Here is a 25,684-nt window from a genome sequence, read left to right as displayed (position 1 = left end):
AGCTTAGTGTTTGCGGAAGAGTTCCACATCATTTACCGATAAGCGTTCATTGAGCCATTTCTGCAGTTTTTCGCTGTCTGTTTTGGAAAGGTCTTTTGATGCGTCATAGATAACAGCCGTTACCGAAGTAATGCTGTCTTTAGGGCTTACAAGGGTATTTCTGCTGATGGATAATGAATTGACTGCAGGATAGAGCGCACGGGTTTCTTTGAGGATCTGGCGGCTGTCAAATTGGTTTCTGGCCAGTTCTTTCTCCAGCTGCATGATCCTGACATCTTTCAGGTTCATTTCATTTTCGCTGCTTTTGATCTGGTTCAGAATATCTCCCTTCAGGGCATTGAAACGGTCGGTACTGTCCTGCCTAATGAGCAGCTGGGTGCCGGCCAGGTATTTGTTCCGGCTGAGTCTTCCGGCAAGGTCTTTTATTTCTGCTTCAGAAAAGCGTTTTGAGAGGAATGCCAGTTCGAGCCTTTTGTTTTTAGGGTTGAAGTCCGTCTTTCTGTACACGATGGTATATCCTTTGGCGGAAAACTCATTTTCAATAAAAAGATCCGCATTTTTTTTGAACTGCTGTTCCCTGTAAAGCGAATAGGCAAGATAGCTGCTGGGCACCAGCATAACAGTGATTAGAAAGGCGATGGTGTATTTGACCCTTTTCTGATGGCTTTCATCTATCTGCTTTACGGCAGGGTAGTTCAGGTATTTTATAATCAGAAAGGTTGCGATACCTATAAAGACACAGTTGATGCTGTAGAGGTAGAAAGCCCCCAGGAAAAATTTCCACTGTCCGGTAGCAAGTCCGTAACCTGCCGTACAGAGCGGCGGCATAAGTGCTGTTGCAATGGCCACACCGGGAATCGGGTTCCCTTTTTCGGACCTGGTCACGGCAATAACCCCCACAAGGCCTCCAAAGAAGGCTATTAGGATATCGTAAATATTGGGAGAGGTTCTGGCCAGCAGTTCGGACTGCACATCCTTAAAGGGGCTCAGGTAAAAATAAAGGGTGGATACCGCCAGACTTACAGCAGTTGCCGTAAGCAGGTTATTAAGTGATTTCTTCAGCAGTGAGAAGTCATAGATGCCCAAAGCAAACCCGGCGCCTACTATCGGCCCCATCAAAGGGGATATCAGCATGGCTCCGATAATCACCGCGGTGGAGTTTACATTGAGCCCGACCGAGGCGACGATTATGGCGCAGGCCAGAATCCAGAGATTGGCACCTTTGAAGGTGATGTTTTTCTTAACGGCTTCGAGTGTTTTTGCCCTGTCGTCCTCCCCTTCATGAAGGTTCAGCAAATCTGTTAGTATTCTCATAATCTTAAAATTCAAAAGTTTGCGTTTTCTTAATTGCGGCATGCATTACTAAGATAAGGCTAATTTTGCTAATTGGAAACAGAATAGGAAAAAGATAGAGCCAGGGACGCCTGATCTGCCAAAGTGCGGTTGAAGCCCTATTCGAAAATCATTGATTTGAGCCTGTTGCGGTAGGATTCCAGAACGTCTGATTTTGTTATGAAGCCGTAATATTTTCCGTTTTTGAGCACCGGAAGAAAGACCTTGCCGCTTTTCTCAAATTTTTTCATCACCGTTTCCATGCTGTCAAAAAGATGCACGGGCTGCACGGGCTGTGTCATGATATCCTTGACCAGAATGCTTTCTGTTTTGAGATTATCGAAAATCACTTCCCTTATGTCATTGAAGTAAACCAGTCCCCGAAGCTCATTCTCATTATCGACGGCTGCAAAAATCACCTGGTCGGAATGTGCCAGAAGCCCGGCGACGTCTGCAAGCGGCTGATCGGGTTCCACGGTCAGATAATCTTTTTTTATCAGGTCTTCAATCTCTAGGGTGCAGAGGATATTAGAATCCTTATTGCTTGTAAAGGCATTTCCTTTTCTGGCCAGGTTTTTTACATCGAGGGAGTGCTTTTCAAAACGTTTGGAAACGGCAAAACTTACCGAGGCGACAATCATCAGGGGAATCATCAGATCGTATCCTCCGGTTATTTCCGCAATAAGGAAAATGGCGGTCAGCGGCGCATGAAAAAGACCGCTGAGAATCCCGGCCATACCCACCAGGGTAAAATTGCCCACAGGCAGATCGGTAAGACCGGAGAGGTTTAAAAGTTTTGAGAAGAAATAACCGGCATATGAGCCAAGGAAGAGGGAAGGGGCAAAATTCCCCCCGTTGCCGCCGCTTCCCAATGTTATGCCTGAGGCAAAAGCTTTGAGCAGCATGGAAGCCCCGACAAAGCCCAGCAGCATCCAGTCATTGGACGCCAAATCCGAGAACAGCGTGTTTTCCAGCAGCCTTCCGGGATCCTTATCAGCAAGAGTTTTGATGCTTTCATATCCTTCTCCGAAAAGGGTGGGAAATATAAAGATCATGAGACCCAGAATGCAGGCGCCGATAAGTGCTTTTTTATAGGGGCCGTATTTTAAATGCGCAAAGGCATGTTCGGTCCTTAAAAAATTGCGGGCGTAGAATACCGCTGTAAAGCCTGTGAAAAGCCCCATCAAAACATAGAAGGGAATATTATGGTAGTCAAAGGTCTGTTTTTCGCGGAAAGCCAGCAGTATGTTTTCATTCAGGACGATTGCGGAAACCAGCGCACCTGTGGCCGCGGCAATCATTATGGGGGTAAAAGCCGAAATGGTCACATCGACAAGCAGCACCTCGATGGCAAAAAGCACCCCTGCGATGGGGGCATTGAATGCGGCGGCAATGCCTGCTGCCACCCCGCATCCAATCAGCAGCGTGCGCTCCTGATAGCTCAGCCTGAACTGCTGGGCATAATTGGAACCGAATGCGGCGCCCGTGATCACGATAGGGCTTTCCAATCCGGCAGACCCTCCAAGTCCGACGGTCAGCGAGCTGGTGATAATCTGGGCATACATCTGCTTTTTAGGGATAATGCTGGCTTTTCTAGCCACTATATACAAAATCTGTGAAGTCCCCTTTTCCAGGGTCCCGCCCAATGCTTTTTTCACTACCAGAACAGTAAGCAGGATTCCAACAACAGGCAGTATGCTGTTAAGGAAACTCAATTTTAATGTTCCGTTGATGTAGGTTGCAAATGAATATACCCAGTGGGCAAAAGCCTTTAGAAAGATTACCGCAAAGGATGCGGTAATGCCGATAAGAACACTTGAGAGAAATATAAACTGTTTGCGGGAGAGCTGCCGCTGTCCGAGCATCAATACCTGTTTTGCTTTGATGAGCTGCTTTTTGAACATTGTCCTGGATGGAATTGTGTGGAAATACAAAGATAAACCAGAAGGGTGGTTATGCCCGGAATAAAATGTTAATGTAATGCCAATTTTGAATGTCTTTCTCTAAAATGCCTTTAAAATCATTTGCGCTGGAGCGCTGGATTTACCCATTTATAAAAGCATTCCTGCCTCAAGAAGTTGCTGCCTGGGTTTATGAAAAAAAAACGCCTTCATTTTACTATGAAAGCGTTTTATGTAAAAATCAGACAATAAAGATGTTGGCGATATCGACCACCTGCTGGGTGGTAAGCGGTTCGTCATAGGCTTCAGATCCTGCCGCGGCTCCAAATGCAGAGGCCGTGTTGAACCCTGCCTGCATCGTGATACCTTCTCCATCATACACAGCCTGTGTCGCAGCCGGCATTCCTGCACCTCTCTCAGAATTGGAAATCCATCCTTTAAGACCTCTGAGCCTTCTGACTTCTGAAGCATGGCGCGCTTCAACAGAATGGATCTGCAAGGCAGCGGTCAATAAATCGGGTGCTGTTATCAAGTTGGCCGCCTGGCCTTTGTAGGCCCTTACACCGGTATCCTCAAAAGCCTGCGCTAACGCTAAAAAGGTAGGGTAATCATTGAAAGGATCAAAAGCTCCTCCTACTGTAAAATCGAAAGTAGGTTTTGGAACAAAATTGGCACTTGCCGTTCCTCCCAGTCCTGCAATCAAAAACTTGACATGGTCGGATTCATGATCTGCAATCTGCTGGAAAACTTTCAGATCCCGTCCGCCGTTTTCAGAGGCAGGGATCACCCCTGAATCCAGTGCCATAGCATAAAATTCATTTTCAAGATATTCCAGAGTCAATGCAAACTGGAGTGCCCCGATAGGAGTTGCCGGAGTTGCTGTAATGTCTTTAGCAAAAGCTTTGCTGGTAAGAGCTGATAATCCGAAAGGGATTGATGCCATGGCTAGATTTTTTCCGATATTCCCAAACTGCGAAAAGCTGTCCCTGCGGGTGCCGGTGCTTTTCATCAAATTATCATCGGTAAAAGTTTCTATAAATTTTAAGATATTCATAATTTCTAAGTTTTAGCAGTTAGTATTAAGGAAGGTATTTGGCCGTGAATTTTGTAGTAATAAAGTTCGCGGCAATCGGCAGGATCTTAGAAGGATCTTTTGCGTCATCCAGACCTGTTGACATATTGACAATATCATCTCCGGCGAAATCTTTTGAATTGGGATTGATCAGGCTTCTTATTGCGGCGGCATGTCTGGCCTCTACAGAAACAATTTTTCCGGCCAGCAATAGGTAGTCAGCCGTTTTTATCAATCTGCCGGCTCCGTTGTAGGCGGCCACTCCCGTATCCTCAAGCGCCTTTGCAGTGGCCAGTACCTCAGTGCGGCTGTTGAAATTCAAGGAACCGTAATTAAAGGCTAAAGAGGGAAGCAGCTGAGAGCCCGGATTGGGAAGCGCTCCGGTCAATGCCGCTTTAAAGAAATCCCTGTGCACCACTTCATGGTGGTACAGATCTGTTAAAACTTCACGTTCCAAACTGCTGAAAACCGTATTGAAGTTTGAGGCATTCACCACTTTAGTGTAAAAATCTGCTTCTAATTGTTCAAGGGCGTAGGCATATGTAAGCACGCCGAAATCCCCTGACCCTAAATCAAATACACCGTTTCGTATTCCCGGAAGTGAAGTGTCCTCCATGTTATCGTCATTATCATTGTCGCTGCATCCGGCCAAAACCAAACCTGCTGTAGCTAATGTGAGACCGCTGATTTTCAGGAAATTCCTTCTGCTGTCAAGTGAAGGGTTTACCTGCTGAATTTTAACTTCGTTTTTCATAATCTAGGTTTTTTATTAAGGTTAATAACATAATCATATTATGTTATTAACGAAATTTTATAAGATGCGGTTTTAATTTGGGGCTGTTTTTTAATAAAAAAAAATTGGCAAAAAAAATTGGCAAAAAAAATTATAAAAAGTAAATATTTTTTTTTGGGGATAAACACCAGTTTTTAAAGCCTGTGTGTTTTTTATGCCTATTTTTTCGCGATTATTCCTTTTTGTGGTAAAACCATAAAGCAGTTTGCAGCGTAGATGACTTTATAACTTAAAAAAAAATGTAATTATGAAAACTAGAAAATTTTTAGCCTTGGCAGTCTTAACATTGGGATTCGGATTTACGATGAACGCCCAGAAAACCGTGATGGTGGGAGGGGCAGCAATGTATCCAAATAAAAACATAATAGAAAATGCAGTCAACTCTAAGGACCATACCACACTTGTGGCGGCGGTAAAAGCGGCGGGACTGGTAGAGACGCTTCAGGGAAAAGGCCCTTTCACCGTATTTGCACCCACCAATGAAGCCTTCGGCAAACTTCCTGCAGGAACAGTAGACAATTTACTGAAACCGGAAAACATGAAAATGCTGCAGACTATTCTGACCTATCATGTGGTTGCAGGAAAGATGAACAGTTCCGATATTGCAAAAGCGATAAAAGCAGGAAAAGGAAAAGCAGTGCTGAAAACAGTAAGCGGCGGTACGCTGACGGCCTGGATGGAGGGTAAGGATTTATATATCAGCGACGAGAACGGCAATAAGTCTAAGGTTACCATAGCGGACGTAAACCAGTCAAACGGTGTAATCCATGTGGTTGATGCTGTCCTGCTTCCAAAGATGTAATACTGTAAAGAGATTGTATGCGATAAGCCCCTTTTTTTAAAGGGGCTTTTTTATGCTTTTCAGTGTTTGGATTTCCCGGCGAAAATAAGTGAAGGCTTACGGCATTTAAATGGTAATGTTTTTTTAATTTTATACAGTTCTAAAGCCTGCACTGGAGATCATGTCTCTTATCTGAAAAGGTAGAAATCAAAAAAGAAATATCAATTGAAATATTTTTATTTTATAATCCGACTGACTCGTTTTCCAGCAGGTATTCTTTCCTTATTTTCTGGTTCATTTTACTTAGCACCGAAGTGAATAGATAATCGGACTCTTCAGGTCTGGTTTCTTTTAGGATTTTAGCTTTTACCAGAGAAAAATAGATATGTTCGGCCGGCAGCTCTTTTTCAATCTGAGAAAGAATCTGCAGCGCCTGCTGCGTTTTTCCAATTTTAGCCAGACAAAAACAATAGTTCAGTCTTGCAATAGGAGACAGGCAGACCTGCTGCATGATTTCATGTAATTTCACAATATCAAGCCAGTCATTTTGTGTTAGCTCCGCAATGGACATGTACCTGCTGATAATAACCGCTTCAAGATAAAAACGGTTTAAGGTTTTGGGTTTTTTAAGATAATGAAAGCCTAAAGCGATCAGTTCCGTATTCCATTTTTCGCGGTCCTGGCTGAAAAAAGAAATGAGCCTGCCATTGACAACCCGGGCTGCACTTCTTGCGGCATGAAAGCAGAAAAGGGCCAGCAGACTGCCTGTAGAGCCATACTTATAGCGGCCGTATAAAAGTTTAGCCAGAGCCATTGCGTCCAGGCATAAATCTTCATTGAAAACCCCTTGGGCCTTTTCATCAAAACAGTCATAGCCTATATTAAAAACAGCATAAAATATTTCTTCTGCCCTGGCGATATCTTCCCTGACGGCTGCTATTGAATCCAGTTCGACAGTTTTGCCCTTAAATTGGGACTGGATGTTTTTCTTTGTCCTGGCAATGCTTTTGTAAACTGCTTCTTTACCCATCAAGGTGCAGCGGCTTATTTCAGATATGCTTAACCCAAAAATATCCTTAAGAGCAAAGAGTATTTTGGCTTGGCTGGAAATATTTTCTACAGCAGATATAAAGAGAACGGTCTGGAGCCGCAGGTCAGTCTGGCAGCTTTCCGCCGCATAACCTTCCATATGTTGCGCAGAAAAACTGTTTATTTCTTTATCCTTTTTGATCTGGTTCAGCAGGTCATTTCGGGCAACGATGAAAAGCCAGTTTTCCATATTTTTCAGGATGGTATTCTGGCTGCGTATTTTTAAGGATTTTAATAAGGAATTATGAATGGCATCCTCAATTTCAGAAATATAATCTGCACCAAACTGATTTAATAACGCTGCAAACAGCTTTCCGTATAATGCCCGATAATTCCTTTCTTCCCCGAAAAACATTTCATTGCCCATATTCTTCCATTTCCATTATCTGGCGGATTTCGGTAGTGCCTCCGTAAAGATGGGCAGGACATTCCTTGGCCAGTTCGACAGCCGTTTTTAAATCGTCTGCCTGCAGTAAATAATAGCCGCCGATAATTTCTTTGGATTCCAGATGAGGCCCGTCTTTGATGATGCAGTCTTTCCCGCTGATCAAAACACTTTTTTCCTGCAGTCCGTCGCCTGAAATCAAATGTCCTGCCGCGGCTAATCTCTCTGCCCAATTCATATGCGCATCAGCCAGCTGCTGCATTTCTTTTGATGAGAGCTCATTTAGTTTTTCAATGTCTTCATGAAGTAATAATAGGAACTTTTTCATAATAAATTATTTTTAAAATTTCATTAAAGACATCTGGGTGTTCCGGTTTTGGACATTTATTTAATTTTTTTTCAAAATAAACAGCGATTTGGATCCTTGTGTGTGATGCATTTAAAAATTTCAGCTGCGGTAACGCTGCATCTGAATTCAAAAAAAACTGTAATAAAACTAATGAGATTTTTTTAAATCTCATTAGTTTTTATGCTTTAGTTATGAATCTGCTTTTAAATTTCTTTTTATAGTACTGTTTAAATCGGAACAGTAAGTCCAATATGATGAAATGGCAGGAAATTTTGCTTTTGCGCCGCAGAAAAAAGCTTTAAGTTTTTGACGCAAAATTGAGAGAAGATTTTACGCTGTTCGAATTGGAGTAAAGTAGAGTCTGCACTTAATGAATTAAGCCCCATGAGAATAGCTTAAAAGTTTCAAAAAGGGAGTTTTTTGTAAGAAATAATTCTTTTTTTAATAGCGTTGATCAATGTAAGGGGAATCAAGAGTTTAGAAGTTCTTTATGGCCGCCATAATATCCTTTCGCTGCTGCTGCAGCGAATATTGTTTGGTCAGGAAAAAGGCGGCCTTGTTTTCCATGGCAAAATTCCTGTCCAGATCACTTGAGGATGTCGTATATATGATAACCGGTATATCCTTCAGGTCCGGATCCATTTTAATGTGCTGCAAGAAGGTACGCCCGTCCATTATGGGCATATTGAGGTCCAGAAAAATCAAATCCGGCTTTGTAAAGTTTTCAGATTTAAGTTTTTCAAAGGCATCTGCGCCATTTATGGCTTGCTGCAGTACAATTGAGGGATGGTCTTCGGCCAGCAGTTCAGCAAAGATTTCGCGGTCGTCTGGATCATCATCAATTAAAAAAATGGTCGTCATATGTATAATAATGGAGTGTAAATATACTATTTTCCCTCCTAATTTTTTATCATCCCCCATTTTTTTCGCGCAGTGCAGGCATAATAATAGTAAAAACAGTGCCTGAGCCTTCCTGCGATGCGGCAGTAATTTCACCATTATGGTTCTGCATGATCTTGCGGCACATGGCAAGGCCGATTCCGGTGCCTGAATACTGGTCGTTTCCATGCAGGCGCTGGAAGATATTGAAAATCTGTTCGGCGTACTGCTGTGAGAATCCAATGCCGTTATCGCGCACTTCTATTTTGATATAGGGAAGTTCCAGATCCAGTGCATGCAGCCTGAGTTGAGCTTCTGGAACAGGCTGTGCGTTAATGCTGATTTCGGGCCTGGTGCCGGGCTTGGTATATTTCAGGGCATTGGAGAGCAGATTGCCGAAAAGCTGTGACATCTGAAGCGGTATGGCCTGCACGAGGGGAAGCTGCCCGATGCTTACCTGGGCATTTTTCTGTTCGATGACCAGTTCAAAATCTGCCAATATTTCGCTGAGCACTGTATTGAGGTTTACCGGTACAAATTGATGTGAAATATGGGTGAGCTTTGAAAACTGCAGCACATCCTTAATGAGGTTCTCCATCCTTCTGGAAGAAGAGCTGATCTTGTCGATATAAGTATTTACCTTCTCGGGGTTCTTTCCCAGATTGTTCTGCAGCAGATCGGTAAAAACGCTGATTTTTCTTATGGGTTCCTGCAGGTCGTGGGAGGCGATATAGGCAAACTGCGAAAGCTCGCGGTTGTTGGCCTCGAGTTCGGCATTTTTAGTCTGCAGCTCGGCGGTCTGCTCCTTTACCTTGAAGGTAAGCTCCTGCTGGAGTTCCTTTTCTTTGGTCACGTCCTGCGCCGTGCCGCTGAGTGATTTTACCACATCATCCTTGCCGTACTGCACCTGGGCGTTGGCATGGATAATGCGCTGCTGTCCTGTTATTTTGTTTACAATCTGAAATTCATAATCATAAAATTGTTCGGCCGAACCGCTGAGGGCCTCTTCCAGGGCCGCGGCAACTTTATGCCTGTAGGGTTCGCTGATGCGCTGCAGGAACTCTTCCCGGTCTGCGGTGCCGGCGCTTAAACCGAGCCACTCCTTAAAACGGTCCGAACAGGTAATGGTTTTAGATTCGGCATCGAGCGTCCATGTGGAGAGTTCGGCCAGTTCAATAGCCCCTGCGAGCGCCATCCTTGTCTCTTCGAGTTTTTTGGTGGCGATGACCTGATCGGTAACGTCAATGGCAATGTCCATAACCCCGTAAATCGTGCCTTTGGAGTCGCGGATCGGGGTATAGGTAAACTCAAAATAATAGGTGCTGATTTTTCCGTTGAGCTTCAGGTCCGCCGGTACGGAATGGCCGTAATAGGTTTCGCCTGTACGGTAGACCTGCTGCAGGATATCCATAAAAGGCTGCCCCCTTAATTCGGGAACAGCTTCTTCCATGGGAAGCCCTATCACGGAGCTGTCCTTGCCCCAGTATCCAATCATTATATCATTGGCAATTTCGATCTTCATATCCAGTCCTGTAAAGAGGCAGATCCCCACGGGGGACTGCTCGATCATCGAGGTGAGCTGGTTCTGGCTTTCAATAACGGCCTGGCGCACGGAAATTATTTCATCGATGTCCATGCAGAACCCGGCGTAGCCGCCGTACTGTCCGTCGGCATCATAAAAAGGGTCGCCGGCGGCGCGGCACCAGATCAGCTGCCCATTGTTTTTCCTTGCCCGGAAAAGCACATCGAAATGGCTTTTCTGCTCCAGTGCCTTAAGGTATGCTTCTTTGGTTTTTTTATAGTCCTGCTCGGCAATGACCCAGGTCCATTTTCCCTCCAGCAGTTCCTGGTAGGGCACCCCTGTGAAATCAATAAGGGTTTTGTTGAAGTAGGTAAACATTCCCTGCGGATTGGAAAGCCATAACCCGGTAGGGGAGCTGTCGGTTACATTTGAAAAATGGCGGTCTGCCTCCCGCTTGGTCATCTCAAGACGTGACTGTGCCTGCTCAAGGGCCAGACGGCTGTTTTCCTTCTCGGTGATGTCGGCGACCGTTCCGGAGAACATCGGTGCTTTTGCTTCGGAATTGATGATGCGTGCCGCTGATATGGCAATTTGGTGTATGCTTCCGTCGTCCCAAATAACCCTTGGGGCATAGTTAAAGGTGCCATTTTCCATGCCGCTTTTGATGGCGGCGGTTCTCAGATGCAGGTCATCGGGATGCACGTATTTGAGGAAATCCTTCCTTCCCAGGCCGGGTTTAAAATTTCCAGAGAGGATCCTGCTGAATTCAGCGGAATACTCAAGGGTATCAGCGGCATAATCCACGCTGAAAAGTCCCAAACCCATGCTCTGTATGGTAAGATCGGTGAGCTGTCTTGATTTTTGAAGCTCTTGGGCTGCTTTGCGGTGCTGGGTGATATCCTGCAGGATGCCGTTAAAGCGGTATGCGGTTTTAGTATTGTCAAACCATGCCTTTCCAAGGGCATGCACAATCCGCGGTATTTTGGTAATGGGGTGGATGATGGTATACTCAATATCGTATCGCCCGCCTGATTCATATCGGAGTGCATAATTAATTGATTCAGTGACACGCTGACGGTCCTTCTCTGCGACTGCCCCCAGGGCATGTTCGAGTTTCACCTGCTGATCGGCTTTGAGCCCGAACCAGTCCTTGAGCCTTGCATTTGAAGAAAAGCGCCGTGTCCTTGGATCCAGGTCATAAGTCCCAAATTCGGCGGCGTTGATGGCAAATTCCAGCTCGTCGCTGCTTTGCTGCAGATGAAGTCTGCTGTTTACTTTTTCAGTGGTTTCATTGCAGATTACCAATACACCCTTGATCTGGCGGCGGTCGTCCCTTATCGGGCTATAGCTGAAAGTCCAGTATACGTCTTCCATTTTGCCGTTTCGGAATATTGGCAGCAGCAGGTCGTCGTACCAGATGCTTTCTCCCGTTGACAGCACTTTTTGAATCAGCGGATGGATAAAATCCCATATTTCAGGCCAGCAGTCCACGGCTTTCTGTCCCATGGCTTTGGGATGTCTGCCCTCATTTCCGAAACTGGGACGATAGGCATCATTGTAGAACTGTATCAGCTGATCACCCCAATAGAGAAACATCGGAAATTTTGAGGACACGATTGTGGCAATGGTGTTTTTGAGGTTCTCCGGCCAGGTGTCCGGAGTGCCCAAAGTATGGCTTTCCCAGTCAATATTTTCAATTAGCTCGGCGGCTTCACCTCCATTTTGAAGAAAGTAAAAGTCTGAAGTATTTGGGTCTTGATTCAATTTTCTAGTTTTAGGAAGGGCTGCTGCATACAGGATAACAGTTTTGGTTTTGTAAAAGTAAGCAATTTTATTTTTTGTTGCGGTTCCGATGGAACGGACTTCGTCATCCGGTATGCTGTTTCTGCCTAACAGCCAGCGTAAAAAAATAGTTTTTGTCTTGCGTAAAATTAATTTTTCCGCTGTGGCAGCTTTTATACAATTTTTATGAAAAATTTTAAAATTGTCACTTTTAAGGCTTTAGTTTTTCAACTGCATTTGCGGCATAAAACTTTAGTTAAATAATGCCAAACACTACATCTTCATACTGCAAGGGCATTTTTAAGGTTTTGTCTGTGGGAAGCCGGAGCCGACTATTTTTTTAAACCATTTTTTTTGGATTCTTTTGCAAAGGCAGGGAATTGGCTGGCGGCCTTTTTCAGGGCGGCACTCTGTCCTTTCAAAAAAGCATAGGTTTCCATGGCAAGAAGCACTTTAGGATCATGGTGCTGCTGCGGATAACAGCCCCAGACAGCCAGTGTACAAAAAAGGAACAGTAGGGTTCTCATAGTCTGCAGTTCTAATTTAAAACCAAAAGAAAACAGATAGGCAAGGATGAAAAATCCTATAAAAACGCAAAAATAATCTTCACGGCAGCATTTTTTTTATATAATTCCAAAATAGAGTTGTAAAATTTCCACATCTGGCAGCCAGCGTCCATTTGCTGCAGAAAATCGCCGTACCTTTAAGGGCGGCTGTATAGGTGATTTATCTTTTTTTGCCTGCCGCGCCAAACCGCATCGGACTAAAAACCGTATTTAACTGCAGTCGAGGAGCTTAAAAATGTATGCGCCATGTTATATAGAAGTATTCTGCTTATCGATGATGACCGTGAAGATGCCGAGCTGTTTATGGAAGCGGTAGACCAGCTCAATAAAAACATACTGCTGCGATGGGAGAGCAGTCCGCAGACTGCCTTGGAAGAACTCAGGGGGTCTGATAAGCTGCCCGAACTGATTTTTCTAGATTATAATATGCCCAGAATCAATGGGCTGGAGCTGCTGGTCTCTTTAAAAAATGACGCAAGGCTGAAGGATATTCCTGTAGTGATGATCTCGACCCCCTCAGCGGATTTCATGAAGAGCAAAATCGGGCAGCATAACATCCTTGCCTATATCAGCAAGCCCAACAGTTTTGGCGAGCTTCTTTCCCAGCTGGATTCGCTTTTGCAGCCAAAGCCATTTTGATGTTTCGAGCAAGAAAAAAAATAGAAAGCCGCAACAGATTTTACCTGAAGTTCAGCGGGCGGATTCGTACAATATAAATAAAGCAGATGTGTTTTTTACAGTGCTGATCCCGGAGTAAGGCTTAGGCGCCAGTATTCCACAATGTTTTTTATCATGGCTTGATAGACTGAGAAGTCTTCTTCTTTCCTAAAGTATCCCTGTACTTGGCAGCGGTACGCCCTGAGTACATTTTCCGGGTTTTTCGAGGTGGAAAGAAAGATGTAAGGAGTACATTTCTCGCGGATTTCCGCCAGGGCAAGTATCTGTTCGCGGAGTTCAAAGCCATTAATCTTGGGCATATTGATATCTGACAAAATAAGGAAAGGCCTCACCTTCGAATTGGAAAGGTAAGAAAGGGCATCCATTGGGTCTTCAATGAATTTTATTTTGTTGGGATAGTCCAGGCTTTCAAAAATATCCTTAAGGAAGAGCCTGTCATCCTCGTCATCTTCGATTATTATTATTTCTCCGTTTCTTCTCATGTCTTAAAGATACGCTTTAAATTAAGTAATTTAGCTTTGTCCAGTTTTGATTTTCCATTGTGAGGGCTAAACGTTTTTAAAATTCTGCCTCCCTAAAATTAAATCATTTCCTTATTTTTTTTCTTACAGTAAATTTTATTTTTCTTACTAAATTAACATGTGCGGTAAAATGCTGCTTGTCTTTTTTTAACAGTACCCGGTGCTGTGGCTGCGGTCTTAATTGCTATATTTGATAGGAGAATTACAACTACCCTAACATACAGATCTTTCACAATGGAAAAAGCAATACAATTAAAGGTGAGAAAAGATTTGGACCCGCACCAGCAGCTCACCGTGATCAAGCTCAAAGGGAGCCTGATTTCGAAAGGCTATACCGAGATCATTCATATCCTGGACCAGGACGAGGAGTATCATCTCAATACCTTTGAAACGGATCTGGAGAAGCGCGGTGAAGCCCGGCAGTATATAACGGCCTTTATCGATCAGGAAAACCTTGCCGATGCGATTACCTTAAAGTAATGCGGCTTTGGCAGGCATTGGAATCCAGAGCCCGCCGTCCGGGAGGACGGCGGGCTTTCGGGCTTTGATTTCACTGCATAAAAAAAGCCGATATGCTTATCGGCTTATAATTTTGGGTTTTCTTTTTTTCATGCGCTCCTTTATCTGATATAAGTTTTGGCTCAGCAGCTGCAGGATCTGTCTGTGATGTCTGGAGGGCTTGTTTTTCAGTCCCCTGCACTGCAGGATTTCCATACGGCTGAGTGAAATTTCGATGGTTTCCATGGACTTATCGCAGAACTTTGCCGAGAGTATCAGCGAATCTTTTCTAACATAATACTCATTGGTAAACACGCAATGCCCCAAGTCGTCGCCCTCGGCCATAAAATCTTTTACTTCTTCAATAACGGAAATGCTGAGCTGCCCATCGCGGAACGACAGCCCGAAAAAGCGCTTTTTGTCGTTTGCATATCTTTTCTGCGCCTTTTCGATTTCAAGGCGCAGGTCGCGGAGTTTTTTCTTGCGAAGCAAGTCCCTTTTCTTTTTCACAAAATGGTCGTGCGCTTCGCAGAGGTTTTCGGGGCAGACATACAAAGGACATGAAAGGTCTTTTTTGAAATACCGCAGCAGTTCGAGATAATCCTCCCAAACGGGGACATCTGAAATTTTGTAATGGTTTCGGATGACGGTCTTCACCGCCTGCCAGTTGCGGCGGATGTTCTGCCGTGATGCGCAGAGGTAATACTGCAACAGGTTCAGCTGTCGGGATTTTAAAAGGGTTTCTGCAACAGGGTCGGATAAAAGCGATGAAAACAATAAGTGCGGTGCAATGTCATATACCGAAGTCTTGAAGCCGTTGCGTTTTAAGATCGGAAGCACTTTCATCTGCGGATAAACCTTGAAGGGATTGATATAGAATCTGGAATTGCGGATGAAATCCTTTGGCTTTATTTCAAGCGGGGAATAGAATTTCCATGCATCAAGGTTACTGGAAAACACATTGGTGCTGCGTGCGAGCGTGCGAACGTCACCTTTGGGGTTTATCCAATGCTGCATGACTTCCTTATGGAAATAGGAGGGTGCGAAATTCTTTTTCATGTGCTTGTGGGAAATGTCCATGCGCACCACCTGAAACCCCGCACAGCGCTCGATAACGGCGAAATATTCTGTTTCCTTAAAATGTACCTGATTATAAGGCATCATTTTGAGTCTGCCTGCGCAGGCAGGGCAGGAAGTGAACTTGGCGCAGGTGCTTGGACAGGAGGGTTTCCAAACGTGGGCGCAGTCCAGGCAGTAGAACCTGCTGCGGGACAACACACCCCATTTGAGAAAAATAGTCTGCTCTGCCCAAGTAAATACCTCTTCTCTAATAGGCGCAAGCGAGGCGCTCAGCGCCGTCAGCTGCTTTTCGATGATGGTTTTGGGTGTCATAGGTCAAAGAGTGTCAGGGCGGTCTGCGCCGCAGGTTTTACGTCTTTTTTTACGGTTGGAACAGGTTCGGTTTTGACAGGCGCAGCAGGGATTTCGGGCTGCGTAAAAAGGTCGGACGGTGCAGGGGTCTGCACCACGGCTCTGCACGCAATCGGCGCAGGCGTGCCGATAGAATCATCGGTGTAGTACTTTACTGCCATGTCGAAGATTTCCTGATTGTCAAAGGCGCACAAGCCTGTTTTTTTTACCTCGCCGAAGATATAATGGATGCAGCTTTCGAGGTTCTTGGATGCTTTGGCAAAGTGCGGCGCAAAGGCGGTATCGCCCTGCGCCAAAGTGCTGAGGTATTTCTCTATGGCATTTTTAAAATTTTCAGAAGCTTTCATAAGAATAGATTTAAGGTTGGAAATTTCTATTCAAAGAGCCTAGAATAGAGCTCATAACAATATTCCTCGAAGCAGAGCCAGCAGACAAAGGTGTAATGCGGGGCTTGAAATCGGTTTTCGATCGGCTCGCCGATAGCTTCTTCCAGTTCAGTACGTATATTTTCAAGGTCATCGATATGTTCGATGTAAAACGCTTTGCAGTCCGTGTTGTAGATAAATTCTGAAATCATGCCGCTCACGCATCCTCCCTGCTGCAAATCAAGGAAAAAGGATTTGAGCTTTTCTCTGCGTTTTCCGCTGTAGGAAGTAATGCTTTTTAGGATAATTTCATTAAAGGCATCGCTTACACGGTACCCACTGTAATTTGATCTTTCTAAGGCTTTCATACTATTTCATTTAGGCGTGTGTAAAAATTTAATGGAGATAACAATTAGAAGGGCAGGTCGTCAGGCTCTTCGTTTTTATTGTCCTTTTTAGCCGCAGGTACTGCTTTTGTGCTCTGCGTCTGGGGGAATACAAGGATTTTAATATCCGATGTGTGAAAGGTCAAAGCGCCGTGCGCGCGGGCGTCATTTCCGATATAGACATTCAGCCCGATGCGCCCGAAGAGCTGTACGAGCGTTCCTTTTTTGAGCCACTGCGCCAGTCCCGACCTGAGCCAGTAAGAACAGTCGATATAGGTTACAATCTTTTTGACCTCTGTGCTTCCTTTGGGTTTATAGCTGTCGTTGACTGCTATGGAGAAGTTTACCACCTCACGGTTTTCTTTTACTTTAAAAACGGAGGCATCTTTTACAATTCGTCCTGTGATTTCCATGACATAAAATTTTTAGTGAATACTTATTTCAGATTTCTTCCTCCGTCGTCCGCAACGCAAATTTTTCAAAAGAAAAAACGGGAAAAAAGAAAGCAGAAGAAAAGTGGCTAGATACCGAGCCGGAGTGCTATAAGTCCCGAAGGGCGGCCAGGAGCCGTTATGCGCATGCAGGTGAGGGCGGGCACTACTTTGGCTGCCCTTTTAACCCGTTTTGAATTGAAAATTAACCTCTCTTTTTTCTGTTTTTGAGATCCGCCTGAGAATAGCTATCTTAGCGGTGAAGAAGAAAAAACAAACAGCAGCAGACCCCTAAAAACAATATGGGACCAGACCAGCATATCAGACTCTCACAGCTCACCGGCCAGATCCAGGATACGATCCATTCCCGCTTTAAGGGACAGACGTACTGGGTAGTGGCAGATATCACCAACCATTCCTTCAAGGCCGATAAAAAGATCCATTACTTTGAACTGGTGGAGAAATCAGAGAAAGGCAGTACGATCACTGCTAAAATAATGGGCAAGAGCTGGGGAGCAGGAGCACTAAAGATCCTTGATTTTGAAAACAGCACCGGACAGCGTTTTACCAACAATCTTCATGTTCTTGTTCAGGTTAGCGTGGATTTCCATCCGCTGTACGGTCTTTCGGTAAACCTTCTGGATATCGACAGCAATTTCATGCTCGGCATTCTGGAACAGCAGCGCAACGCCACTCTTGCAAGGCTTGTTAAAGAGAATGATTTCATACAGAAAGAAGGAGAGTTTTACTCCACGCTGAACAGCCGTCTGAAGCTTCCTGCGATAATTCAGAGGGTTGCGGTGATTTCCTCAAGCAGTTCTGCCGGAAATGAGGATTTCCGCCATACGATGCAGCATAACGATTTTGGCTATGTTTTTCAGATTGATGATTATCATACCGTTGTTCAGGGGGACAATAATGCCAAACTGTTCCTAAACAAGCTTATTGATGTCTACAACACTGGAATTGCTTATGATGCCATTGTCATCACAAGGGGAGGCGGATCGCAGTCTGATTTTTTGATTTTCGACAATTACAATATCGGAAGGGCAGTGGCAAAATTCCCGATCCCTGTGATAACCGGCATCGGGCACCAGAAAAATGTCAGCATTACCGACCTGATGGCCCATACCCATACCAAAACACCAACCAAGGCGGCGGAGTTTATCATAGCGCACAACCGCAGTTTCGAGCAGCATATACTGTCACTGCAAAGGATAATAGTTATTAAATCGCAGCAGCTTTTCCTTGGGTATTATAAAGAACTCAGCGGACTTAAAAGCACGGTTACCCATAATGCGAAACAACTGATTGCCGTGCAGAAAGAAGAACTCATGCTTACCCATCAGCATATTGTCCGGACCAGCAGGGACATACTGGCGGAGAAAAAGCAAAACCTGCTGCTGACTGCGCAGAAAACACTGCAGCGACCACAGAGCATCATCCAGCAGGAAAACAGCAATCTTCAGCATTTAAAAGCGAACCTGAAGATCTTTACCAGCCAGTACCTGCGAAGCCGCAGACTCCAATTGGAGGACCACCATAAAACTATAAAGCTGCTCTCCCCGCAGAATGTGCTCAGCAGAGGATATGCCGTGATCCGAAAAAACAATAAAATTGTAAACGGAGCAGGGAGCATAAAGGAAGGCGAAGAGATTGAAATAGTAACAAAAGATGCCGTACTGAAAAGTACGGTCAACGAAAAAATAGAATATGATGGAAAACACACTGACTTATGAGGCTGCAGCCAAAGAGCTGGCCCTGATCGCCAAAGAGATGGAAGACGAAACCATCTCTGTGGATGAACTGGCTGCCAAAGTAAAAAGGGCATCTGAACTGATAGAGTTCTGCCAGGCAAAACTAAAATCGACCGAAACTGAAGTGGCTAAAATTATCAGCGGTATGGAGAATACCAAGGAGTAAAATAGGATGCGGCATACTAAAATGCAGCTTTAAGGCGTTATAGTTTAAGTTATACTCCGATGAAAACGCATGCCTGTGATGGAAAGTTTCAGGTACTGCCTATTATACGCCGATACAAGACAAAGCCCATTGCTGTTTGAAACAATGGGCTTTTGTATAAAAAATGATTTAAGTACCGATACAGCAATACCGCTCTGATGAGCCGGTTTTTACCATTCTTCCTTTTTACTGTCTGTATTTTTATCATTAAAAATACGGCTATCCTCATTTTCAGCAAAGCCGTTCTGCTGCTCCTGGTCTGCAAATGGATCAGGAGCATTTTTTAAGTTTTCGTGGATATTTAAAAGTGCAGCAGGGGAAGAACCTTCCAGCTCAACATCTGATGCGGCAGTTAGGAAACGAAACGAAAAGTCAATGGGTTTCTCTTTTCCCATTTCAAAAAAATGCACAGTGTACTGGTTTTTCTCCCTATCTACGGCAAGCACTTTCCCTTTGTTCCAGACAGGATGCATTACAAGATCCCCTTCAATGAACTCGGTATCTTCACTGTTTTTTGAAGCCGCCGCCGATGACTGCGCCGCCTGGAGGATTTCTGCTGACAGTTTTCCTTTACGCACATAAAATTCTTCCTTGATTTCAAAGAGGAACCTTGAAGGGTACTTGCTCAGCCCTGTGGTGAAATTAAAGCCTTCCGAATCGGTCATGTAAAACCTTTTCTCGGCTCTTGTAACGGCAACGTACATCAGTCTTCTTTCCTCTTCAATAGCACGTTTTCGTCTTTCCTTTATGGAAAGGGCGCTTGGCAGGACCCCTTCGGTAAAACCGCATAGGAACACATAGGGAAATTCAAGCCCTTTGGAGATGTGGATGGTCATCAGGCGTACCTTATCCTGATTTTCCGTGTCTTTGTCCAGATCGGTATAGAGTGCAATTTCCTGCAGGTATTCGACAATATTTACAGGGCCGTTGTTTTCTTTTTCCAGCAGCAGCATGGAGCTTACCAGCTCTTTTATATTTTCCAGCCTGTCCTCATCGCCGTCTTTTCGGTAGAGTTCGGATAGTCCGCTTTTATCGAGTATGATCTTGACCAGATCAGAAATGGAATTTGTCTGGGCATCTGTTTTCAGCTCTTCAACCAGAGCCAGGAAATCCGCAGCTCCTTTTTTATTGAGCTCTTTATCCTCAATATTATTTTGCAGCGCCTGAAGCAGGGACAGGTTCTGTTCGCCTGCCAGAAGGCTGAGCCTTTCGAGGAACTTTTTCCCCAGCCCGCGGGAAGGGTGGTTGTGAATGCGCAGAAAAGAGAAATTATCGCCCTGGACGATAAGCCTTAAAAAGGAAAGCACATCTTTGATTTCCTTTCTTTCAAAGAAACGCACGCCACCAAATATGGCGTAGGGAATATTTTCTTTGATCAGTGCCTGCTCGATATTTCTGGAGAGATGGTTGGAACGGTATAAAATGGTAATATCAGAGTAAGCGGCATTTTCCGTTTTAAGGATTTCCTTGATTTCGGAAGCCACCCAGAAGGTTTCCTCAAAGTCATTTTTTCCATGGAAATGCACCACTTCAACTCCTTCGGGATTATCCGTGACCATATCCTTGTCCACCCTTACCTTGTTGTTTTTGATAATATGGTTGCCTACTTTGAGGATGTTTGGCGTAGAGCGGTAGTTCTGGTTCATGATAATGGTTTTCGTGTCAGGAAACATCCTGTCGAATTCCACCAGGTATTCGGGTTTCGCACCGCGCCACTCATAGATCGTCTGGTCGGGATCCCCTACCAGAAACAGGTTCTGGTGCACACGCGAGAGCATTTCCACCAGATGGAACTGGCTGTCGGAGCTGTCCTGCGCCTCATCGACCTGTATGTAATGCAGCATTTGCTGCCATTTGAAAAGCACATCAGGATTGCTGTCGAGTATGAAAGCCGTAAAATGGATCAGGTCATCAAAATCCAGCGCATAATTGCGCTTCTGCTTGTCGAGGTATTTCTGATACACGCGGCTGGAGAGCGATTCCTTTTCATCGGGCCCAAAGCTTTTATTCTCGAGCATGTACCCCAGATAATCGGAGGTGCTTTTCTGTTTGGAGATAAAGCGGAGCACCTGTTTGAAAGTGAGGTTTTTCGAATTGATGTCCAGTTCGTTGAACACCTCCCTTAAAATGGTTTTCTGGTCTTCGGCATCCAGTATGATAAAATTTTTCGGGTAATGGATTTTATTTATTTCCTCACGCAGAAACCGTACGCAGAAACCGTGATAGGTTGTGATGAAGCTGACATCAAAAAGATCGCCAATGAGCGCCTTGACGCGCCTTTTCATTTCCTGTGCCGCTTTATTGGTAAAGGTCACGCAGAGGATATTGGAGGAATTGATTCCCAGCCTGTCCACAATGTAGGCAAAGCGGGAGGTAAGGGCCTTTGTTTTTCCTGAGCCGGCTCCTGCAATAACGCGCACATAACCTTCTGTGGTTTTCACGGCTTGGAGCTGGCTGGGATTAAGGTTTTCTAGAATCGGATCGTTCATTTTTAAACGGAATGTTTTTGATCTCTATTTATTTTTAAAGCAGAGGGGCAGATCAAAGAGTCTGCAGCACAAATTTATGGAATTAACTCAAAAGAAGGGTAAGAAGCAATTGTTATATTCAGGATGATTACCTATCGGTTAATTAGAAAGCATTTATCTTAAAATAAAATCCTGAAGAGCATCATTTGACTGCTTAATCAAAAAAATGCCCTTCAGGATTCTTTTACCTATTTTCGTTTTTACTTTTTATAAAGCAGTTATTACTATGAATGATAATTAAGTTTTTTGAAACTTAAAGCTGTGATAGTTTTGAAGGGTCTGTTGCCTCTTCAATGCTTTTTCCCTGCGGATTTTGATGCTTACCATTCCCTTTTTCATCATGCCAGGGACCGTCTTTCAAGCGAACGGTTTCTGAGGCGCTTTCTCTAGAAGGAGAATTATCATTCAAGTGCTCAGCTACTTCTTCCACAGTAGTGCCTGCTGCCCTTACGGCATCTTTTAATATCTCCTCAGGGACATTTAACTTTTCAGCCCACTGCTGGATTTCAGCCTGCTGTGAAATATCAATATGAGCGTTCTGCTCTTGTCCGTTATTATGTAGATTTTCCATGATTTTTAAATTTAATAGTGAATTCCAAAGTTAACATGACAGAAAAATAAAGCTGTTATATTTTAATCCCCTATTATTATAGGATTGCTATGGTTTTCAGTCGGTTAGAAAGGAGTCGTTATTTTATATTTCCCTGACCTGACGAAAGGTAAGGTTGATTCTGGGCAGTACGGGACGGGCCGTCTTAGGCACCTGGTGCTCCCAGTAGGTATTGGTGCTGCCTGCCATGAGAAGAAAGGTTCCGTGGTGCAGCGGAATCTCGATTGGCGCCATATTTTTGAGTACTTTATGACGCAGGCGGAACAGACGCGTTTCTCCGAAAGTCACAGAAGCGATGTTCATATTCTTATTGCTCGATGAGGTCTTGTCGCTGTGCCATCCCACACCATCGGTGCCATCTCTGTACAAATTGAGCAGTACGCCGTTAAAGTTTATGCGGGTTTCCTTTTCCACGCGCTCCCTGATCTGGAGCAGTTCCAAAGGCCAATCCGGATTTGATTTACGTTCAGGCCTGCTGCTGTCCCCGTACCACGAGATCATGCGGGGAGCTGTAACCACTTTGTCATACATGGGCATTTCATATTCCCTCCACGGTGTGCCGTGGTATAAAACATTGTAGTAATGATCGGATTCGGTTTTGCTGAAGAAATTATCAATTAGCAGCAGGTCGGCATCAGGGACGTCAAATATTCTCCTGCCGCCGTTGCCTGATGAAAAAATTTCGGTGTCATCAAAAAGCATCATGTTCTTTATTTTTTTAGTTCATACTCAGTGCAGGCTTAAAGCCTAAAGCCGAAGAAGCCTGTTAATTGCTCATTTTAAGCCTTGGAATATTGATTTCATGTTCCTGCGGATAGGGAGCGCGATGGGTCATGCTCACATCTTCGCGTATTCTCTGCTGCGCCCTGTATTTCCAGTCGTTCTCCTGTTCATAGCGCGGATCTGGTATAAAGGGCATTTTAGCCATCTTGGTAACCGTTATGGTGGGGAAATGGTAATCCACTTCCACACTGCCCAGCAGCAGGTAGCATCCTCCTCCCTGAAAAGGATACATGGCCAGGCTGTCGGTAAAATGCGCCGTATCAAAAAGCTGCCCTTCAGCATCTATCCAGGTGCCGAAATACATAGCGCCCATCTTTGTGGGCACATGCTTGCGGGAGATCAGATAAGCCAGCATTCGGACCTGTTTTTTATGATGGTCCAAAAGGTCTTTTGCCATGACACTTCCCCTGAAAGGAGTCTGAAGCAGATCAAAAGGGGAACAGGAGACCGGAAAGCCCAGCAGTTCAATCTCATCAAAGGCATCTTCAAAAGGGGAGCGTTCCAGCTGCGGCAGTACAAATTCCTTTACAGGCTCATGAAGCAGCATCGGTGCGCGGTTCTCGGGCTTGAAGTTTACCAGAATTAGACGGGCAATGACCAGCAGCTGGTTTTTTGTTTTCCCGGTGAACCGGAATGCGCCGATGAAAATCAGAATCTGTATGGCTTCAATTCCAATGGGTATGCGGTTGATAAAATCCTCCAGTGACTTGTAAAGCCCATTTTTTTCCCGTTCCTGCTGGATCAAAACAGCTGTTTTGGATTCAAGGCTCTGCAGGTGCATGAACCCCAGATAGACATCGGAACCATACAAAGTGGTTTCCAACTGGCTTTTGTTCACGCAGGGATTGTGCACTGCCGCCCCTGACATCTTCGCTTCGTGGACATACACTTCGGTTCGGTAGAAACCACCCTGATTGTTGATTACCGCCACCATAAATTCGATTGGATAATGCACTTTCAGATACAGGCTCTGGTAGCTTTCCACGGCATAGGAGGCTGAGTGTGCCTTGCAGAACGAATATCCGGCAAAGGACTCGATCTGGCGGTATATTTCCTGGCTGAGCGCCAAGGGGTGCCCCTGGGCCGCGCAGGATGCAAAAAAATTGTCTTTTACTTTCTGCAATGCGGCTTTGGAGCGTCCTTTTCCAGACATGGCACGGCGCAGAATGTCCCCGTCGGCTGCAGGAAGCCCGCCGTAATGCAGGGCAATTTTAATGACATCTTCCTGATATACCATAATGCCGTAGGTTTCCCCGAGCTGCTGCTCGAACACCGGATGGAAGTATTCAAACCTGTCGGGATGATTGTGCCTGAAGATATATTCCTTCATCATTCCCGATTGCGCGACCCCCGGGCGTATGATGGAGGAGGCTGCCACAAGGGTTTTATAATTGTCACATTTCAGACGCCGCAGCAGCCCTCTCATGGCAGGGCTCTCGATATAAAAACAGCCTATGGTTTTTCCCATTGAAAGAAAGCTGTTGCAGCTGGCTTCATCTTTTGAAATCGAGGTGTCACGGATGTTGAGCCTTATGCCTCGGTTTTTCTCAATCAGTTTTACGCTGTCATCAATATGGCCGATCCCGCGCTGGCTCAGGATATCAAACTTTTCAAGCCCGATATCTTCGGCGGTATGCATGTCAAAAAGCACGATGGGAAACCCCTTTGGAGGCATTTCCAGCACGGAATAGTTGGTGATGGGCTCTTCGGAAATCAGGATGCCGCAGGAATGCATGCTTCTCTGGTTGGGATATTTCTCCAGCATCATGCCGTACTGCTGCACTTCACGGACGACTTCGTTTGCCGGATGCAGGGTCATCGGGTTTTTGGCAAGCGCATCGAGTTCTTCCTTAGGAAGCCCAAAAACCTTGCCTACCTCGCGAAAAATAGAACGATATTTGAATTCTACATTGGTGCCGCAGAATGCCACATGGTCATATCCGTAACGCGAGAAAATGTATTCCAGAATTATGTCACGTTCCTTCCAGCTCCAGTCAATGTCAAAATCGGGAGGACTTTTGCGGTTCAGGTTCAAAAAACGCTCAAAATACAGATCCAGTTCCAAAGGACATATATCGGTAATCCCAAGGCAGTAGGCGATGATGCTGTTGGCGCCGCTGCCACGCCCAATGTGCAGAAACCTCTGAGAATTGCTGAATCGGATGATATCCCAGGTGATTAAAAAATAGCCGCTGAATTCCAGCTGGTCAATTACCTTGAGCTCTCGGAACATTCTTGATTTTGCTTCTGCATTATTTTTTCCATAGCGCCATTCGAGCCCCTTCTGGGCAAGGGTGGTCAGAAGCTGCAAGTCATCCTTTTTGTTATTGGTGTAGTATTTCTTGTTTTTCGGCGTTTTGAAATCAAATTCAAAATTGCACTGCTCAATAATCATTTCCGTATTGGAAATGATCTGCGGGTATCCTTCATAACATTTCAGGATCCTGCCCAGATCCACCATCACTTCTGTTTTCCTGCAGTAATCGGGATTGCCGAGTCGTGAAAGAATTACATTCAGGTCGACGGCCCGCAGTATCTTGTGCAGCTTGTATTCCGTTTTGGTGCGGAAGGTAACAGGCTGGAGCACGACCATCTTGTCTATTTGGTTCTTCCAGTCACTGAGAATCAGTACAGGGGTCTGTTCAGGACGAATCCCGATAAACTCATGTTCTTTTAAAACTGCGGGCACATTCTCCAGAGGATAAATCACAAAAACATTTTCAAAGTCCGGAGCGGACAAAGTAAGCGGGGCATTCTCAAAATTATGCCGGGTCAGAAAGCGGTTCATCTCAGCAAGGCCCGCCGCATTTTTTGCCAGCCCGATATAGCGAAGCTGATGCTCTGACCGGAATTCTATTCCGACAATAGGCTTGATACCTGCAGCCTGGCATCCTTTTATGAAATCATATATCCCTGTTACGGTATTAATATCAGTGAGTGCCATAGCCCTGACACCCAAGGCGGCTGCCTTGGATATCAGCTCTTCAAGCGGTATGGTGCCATAACGCAGGGAGTGGAAGGAATGGCAGTTGAGATACAT

At 44.9% G+C, this 25,684-nt stretch carries 23 protein-coding genes; 5 read left to right on the top strand and 18 right to left on the bottom strand.

The genetic code is table 11. From position 1 onward, the window contains the following. Positions 1–3: 3 nt before the first annotated feature. The 4 genes from P0R33_RS06820 to P0R33_RS06805 all read right to left on the bottom strand — a co-directional run bounded on the left by P0R33_RS06820 (position 4) and on the right by P0R33_RS06805 (position 5,059). Entirely contained in the window at positions 4–1,314 is a 1,311-nt protein-coding gene (locus P0R33_RS06820) for a DUF389 domain-containing protein (RefSeq protein WP_179005222.1), read from the bottom strand. A gap of 137 nt (positions 1,315–1,451) precedes the next feature. Next, positions 1,452–3,236 (bottom strand): chloride channel protein, encoded by a 1,785-nt coding sequence (locus P0R33_RS06815; RefSeq protein WP_179005224.1) that lies wholly within the window; start codon positions 3,234–3,236, stop codon positions 1,452–1,454. Positions 3,237–3,474: 238 nt separating this feature from the next. Continuing rightward, positions 3,475–4,287 carry a ferritin-like domain-containing protein gene (locus tag P0R33_RS06810; RefSeq protein ID WP_179005227.1) on the bottom strand — a complete coding sequence of 271 codons (813 nt, stop codon included), beginning with the start codon at positions 4,285–4,287 and terminating at the stop codon, positions 3,475–3,477. Between the two features lie 25 nt (positions 4,288–4,312). Then, positions 4,313–5,059: a ferritin-like domain-containing protein gene (locus tag P0R33_RS06805; protein ID WP_179005229.1), complete on the bottom strand. Its 747-nt coding sequence runs from the start codon at positions 5,057–5,059 to the stop codon at positions 4,313–4,315. A 286-nt stretch (positions 5,060–5,345) separates the two neighbouring features. Here P0R33_RS06805 and P0R33_RS06800 point away from each other — a divergent pair, with 286 nt between their 5' ends. After that, complete coding sequence (locus P0R33_RS06800; protein ID WP_179005231.1) at positions 5,346–5,900, top strand: fasciclin domain-containing protein; 555 nt, start codon at positions 5,346–5,348, stop codon at positions 5,898–5,900. 220 nt (positions 5,901–6,120) lie between these two features. Here the strand turns inward: P0R33_RS06800 and P0R33_RS06795 are convergent, their stop codons facing one another. The 5 genes from P0R33_RS06795 to P0R33_RS06775 form a co-directional block, all read right to left on the bottom strand. Next, positions 6,121–7,335, bottom strand: coding sequence for a DUF6596 domain-containing protein (locus tag P0R33_RS06795; RefSeq protein ID WP_179005233.1), 1,215 nt, complete (start codon positions 7,333–7,335; stop codon positions 6,121–6,123). Next, positions 7,325–7,681, bottom strand: a complete 357-nt coding sequence (locus P0R33_RS06790) for a YciI family protein (protein WP_179005235.1) — start codon at positions 7,679–7,681, stop codon at positions 7,325–7,327. The genes P0R33_RS06795 and P0R33_RS06790 overlap by 11 nt, the downstream gene beginning before the upstream one ends. A gap of 498 nt (positions 7,682–8,179) precedes the next feature. Further along, the gene (locus P0R33_RS06785) at positions 8,180–8,623 is read right to left on the bottom strand and encodes a response regulator (protein ID WP_223704583.1); all 444 of its coding nucleotides are present in this window, start codon (positions 8,621–8,623) and stop codon (positions 8,180–8,182) included. Further along, the gene (locus tag P0R33_RS06780; RefSeq protein ID WP_179005237.1) at positions 8,613–11,867 is read right to left on the bottom strand and encodes a PAS domain S-box protein; all 3,255 of its coding nucleotides are present in this window, start codon (positions 11,865–11,867) and stop codon (positions 8,613–8,615) included. Before P0R33_RS06780 ends, P0R33_RS06785 begins: the two co-directional genes overlap by 11 nt. A 350-nt stretch (positions 11,868–12,217) precedes the next feature. Further along, positions 12,218–12,412, bottom strand: a complete 195-nt coding sequence (locus tag P0R33_RS06775; RefSeq protein ID WP_179005239.1) for a hypothetical protein — start codon at positions 12,410–12,412, stop codon at positions 12,218–12,220. A gap of 285 nt (positions 12,413–12,697) precedes the next feature. On the opposite strand from P0R33_RS06775, the gene P0R33_RS06770 reads away from it, so the two are divergent. Continuing rightward, positions 12,698–13,090, top strand: a complete 393-nt coding sequence (locus tag P0R33_RS06770; RefSeq protein WP_179005241.1) for a response regulator — start codon at positions 12,698–12,700, stop codon at positions 13,088–13,090. A gap of 95 nt (positions 13,091–13,185) precedes the next feature. On the opposite strand, the gene P0R33_RS06765 is transcribed toward P0R33_RS06770, so the two are convergent. Continuing rightward, a complete protein-coding gene (locus P0R33_RS06765; RefSeq protein WP_179005243.1) occupies positions 13,186–13,611 on the bottom strand; it encodes a response regulator in 426 nt (141 codons plus the stop codon). A 273-nt stretch (positions 13,612–13,884) separates the two neighbouring features. Here P0R33_RS06765 and P0R33_RS06760 point away from each other — a divergent pair, with 273 nt between their 5' ends. Further along, positions 13,885–14,130, top strand: a complete 246-nt coding sequence (locus tag P0R33_RS06760) for a hypothetical protein (protein WP_149207808.1) — start codon at positions 13,885–13,887, stop codon at positions 14,128–14,130. A 96-nt stretch (positions 14,131–14,226) separates the two neighbouring features. Here P0R33_RS06760 and P0R33_RS06755 read toward each other — a convergent pair whose 3' ends face one another. Genes P0R33_RS06755 through P0R33_RS06740 form a run of 4 tightly spaced genes read right to left on the bottom strand, consistent with a single transcriptional unit; the run spans position 14,227 to position 16,743 of the window. Next, a complete protein-coding gene (locus tag P0R33_RS06755) occupies positions 14,227–15,540 on the bottom strand; it encodes a PcfJ domain-containing protein (RefSeq protein ID WP_276174768.1) in 1,314 nt (437 codons plus the stop codon). After that, a complete protein-coding gene (locus P0R33_RS06750) occupies positions 15,537–15,926 on the bottom strand; it encodes a Cas9 inhibitor AcrIIA9 family protein (RefSeq protein WP_179005247.1) in 390 nt (129 codons plus the stop codon). The genes P0R33_RS06755 and P0R33_RS06750 overlap by 4 nt, the downstream gene beginning before the upstream one ends. Before the next feature lie 26 nt (positions 15,927–15,952). Further along, positions 15,953–16,312: a hypothetical protein gene (locus P0R33_RS06745; protein ID WP_179005249.1), complete on the bottom strand. Its 360-nt coding sequence runs from the start codon at positions 16,310–16,312 to the stop codon at positions 15,953–15,955. Between the two features lie 44 nt (positions 16,313–16,356). Then, entirely contained in the window at positions 16,357–16,743 is a 387-nt protein-coding gene (locus P0R33_RS06740) for a single-stranded DNA-binding protein (protein WP_179005252.1), read from the bottom strand. 320 nt (positions 16,744–17,063) lie between these two features. Here P0R33_RS06740 and xseA point away from each other — a divergent pair, with 320 nt between their 5' ends. Beyond that, positions 17,064–18,500: an exodeoxyribonuclease VII large subunit gene (xseA, locus tag P0R33_RS06735; protein WP_179005254.1), complete on the top strand. Its 1,437-nt coding sequence runs from the start codon at positions 17,064–17,066 to the stop codon at positions 18,498–18,500. Beyond that, positions 18,478–18,684 carry an exodeoxyribonuclease VII small subunit gene (gene xseB, locus P0R33_RS06730; RefSeq protein WP_179006308.1) on the top strand — a complete coding sequence of 69 codons (207 nt, stop codon included), beginning with the start codon at positions 18,478–18,480 and terminating at the stop codon, positions 18,682–18,684. Before xseA ends, xseB begins: the two co-directional genes overlap by 23 nt. 209 nt (positions 18,685–18,893) lie before the next feature. On the opposite strand, the gene P0R33_RS06725 is transcribed toward xseB, so the two are convergent. The 4 genes from P0R33_RS06725 to dnaE all read right to left on the bottom strand — a co-directional run bounded on the left by P0R33_RS06725 (position 18,894) and on the right by dnaE (position 25,684). Continuing rightward, positions 18,894–21,212, bottom strand: coding sequence for a UvrD-helicase domain-containing protein (locus P0R33_RS06725; RefSeq protein ID WP_179005256.1), 2,319 nt, complete (start codon positions 21,210–21,212; stop codon positions 18,894–18,896). Positions 21,213–21,504: 292 nt separating this feature from the next. Beyond that, on the bottom strand, positions 21,505–21,822 hold the full coding sequence (locus tag P0R33_RS06720) for a DUF3606 domain-containing protein (protein ID WP_179005258.1): 318 nt from the start codon (positions 21,820–21,822) through the stop codon (positions 21,505–21,507). A 123-nt stretch (positions 21,823–21,945) separates the two neighbouring features. Beyond that, the gene (locus tag P0R33_RS06715) at positions 21,946–22,566 is read right to left on the bottom strand and encodes an alpha-ketoglutarate-dependent dioxygenase AlkB (RefSeq protein ID WP_179005260.1); all 621 of its coding nucleotides are present in this window, start codon (positions 22,564–22,566) and stop codon (positions 21,946–21,948) included. 61 nt (positions 22,567–22,627) lie between these two features. After that, entirely contained in the window at positions 22,628–25,684 is a 3,057-nt protein-coding gene (gene dnaE / locus P0R33_RS06710; RefSeq protein WP_276174767.1) for a DNA polymerase III subunit alpha, read from the bottom strand.

Source organism: Flavobacterium sp. YJ01, assembly GCF_029320955.1.
GTDB lineage: Bacteria > Bacteroidota > Bacteroidia > Flavobacteriales > Flavobacteriaceae > Flavobacterium.
The sequence above is the reverse complement of the archived record's forward strand: the minus strand, read 5'-3'. Positions and strand labels throughout refer to the sequence as shown.

What these genes read in the sequence shown, in the direction of transcription:
- P0R33_RS06740 (WP_179005252.1), bottom strand. Translation starts at nt 16,743, where the DNA reads ATGGAAATCACAGGACGAATTGTAAAAGATGCCTCCGTTTTTAAAGTA.
- P0R33_RS06765 (WP_179005243.1), bottom strand. Translation starts at nt 13,611, where the DNA reads ATGAGAAGAAACGGAGAAATAATAATAATCGAAGATGACGAGGATGAC.
- P0R33_RS06795 (WP_179005233.1), bottom strand. Translation starts at nt 7,335, where the DNA reads ATGGGCAATGAAATGTTTTTCGGGGAAGAAAGGAATTATCGGGCATTA.
- xseB (WP_179006308.1), top strand. Translation starts at nt 18,478, where the DNA reads ATGGAAAACACACTGACTTATGAGGCTGCAGCCAAAGAGCTGGCCCTG.
- P0R33_RS06720 (WP_179005258.1), bottom strand. Translation starts at nt 21,822, where the DNA reads ATGGAAAATCTACATAATAACGGACAAGAGCAGAACGCTCATATTGAT.
- P0R33_RS06810 (WP_179005227.1), bottom strand. Translation starts at nt 4,287, where the DNA reads ATGAATATCTTAAAATTTATAGAAACTTTTACCGATGATAATTTGATG.
- P0R33_RS06770 (WP_179005241.1), top strand. Translation starts at nt 12,698, where the DNA reads ATGTTATATAGAAGTATTCTGCTTATCGATGATGACCGTGAAGATGCC.
- dnaE (WP_276174767.1), bottom strand. Translation starts at nt 25,684, where the DNA reads ATGTATCTCAACTGCCATTCCTTCCACTCCCTGCGTTATGGCACCATA.
- P0R33_RS06745 (WP_179005249.1), bottom strand. Translation starts at nt 16,312, where the DNA reads ATGAAAGCCTTAGAAAGATCAAATTACAGTGGGTACCGTGTAAGCGAT.
- P0R33_RS06750 (WP_179005247.1), bottom strand. Translation starts at nt 15,926, where the DNA reads ATGAAAGCTTCTGAAAATTTTAAAAATGCCATAGAGAAATACCTCAGC.
- P0R33_RS06775 (WP_179005239.1), bottom strand. Translation starts at nt 12,412, where the DNA reads ATGAGAACCCTACTGTTCCTTTTTTGTACACTGGCTGTCTGGGGCTGT.
- P0R33_RS06805 (WP_179005229.1), bottom strand. Translation starts at nt 5,059, where the DNA reads ATGAAAAACGAAGTTAAAATTCAGCAGGTAAACCCTTCACTTGACAGC.
- P0R33_RS06760 (WP_149207808.1), top strand. Translation starts at nt 13,885, where the DNA reads ATGGAAAAAGCAATACAATTAAAGGTGAGAAAAGATTTGGACCCGCAC.
- P0R33_RS06800 (WP_179005231.1), top strand. Translation starts at nt 5,346, where the DNA reads ATGAAAACTAGAAAATTTTTAGCCTTGGCAGTCTTAACATTGGGATTC.
- P0R33_RS06725 (WP_179005256.1), bottom strand. Translation starts at nt 21,212, where the DNA reads ATGAACGATCCGATTCTAGAAAACCTTAATCCCAGCCAGCTCCAAGCC.
- P0R33_RS06815 (WP_179005224.1), bottom strand. Translation starts at nt 3,236, where the DNA reads ATGTTCAAAAAGCAGCTCATCAAAGCAAAACAGGTATTGATGCTCGGA.
- P0R33_RS06790 (WP_179005235.1), bottom strand. Translation starts at nt 7,681, where the DNA reads ATGAAAAAGTTCCTATTATTACTTCATGAAGACATTGAAAAACTAAAT.
- P0R33_RS06785 (WP_223704583.1), bottom strand. Translation starts at nt 8,623, where the DNA reads ATGGGGGATGATAAAAAATTAGGAGGGAAAATAGTATATTTACACTCC.
- P0R33_RS06820 (WP_179005222.1), bottom strand. Translation starts at nt 1,314, where the DNA reads ATGAGAATACTAACAGATTTGCTGAACCTTCATGAAGGGGAGGACGAC.
- P0R33_RS06715 (WP_179005260.1), bottom strand. Translation starts at nt 22,566, where the DNA reads ATGATGCTTTTTGATGACACCGAAATTTTTTCATCAGGCAACGGCGGC.
- xseA (WP_179005254.1), top strand. Translation starts at nt 17,064, where the DNA reads ATGGGACCAGACCAGCATATCAGACTCTCACAGCTCACCGGCCAGATC.
- P0R33_RS06755 (WP_276174768.1), bottom strand. Translation starts at nt 15,540, where the DNA reads ATGACACCCAAAACCATCATCGAAAAGCAGCTGACGGCGCTGAGCGCC.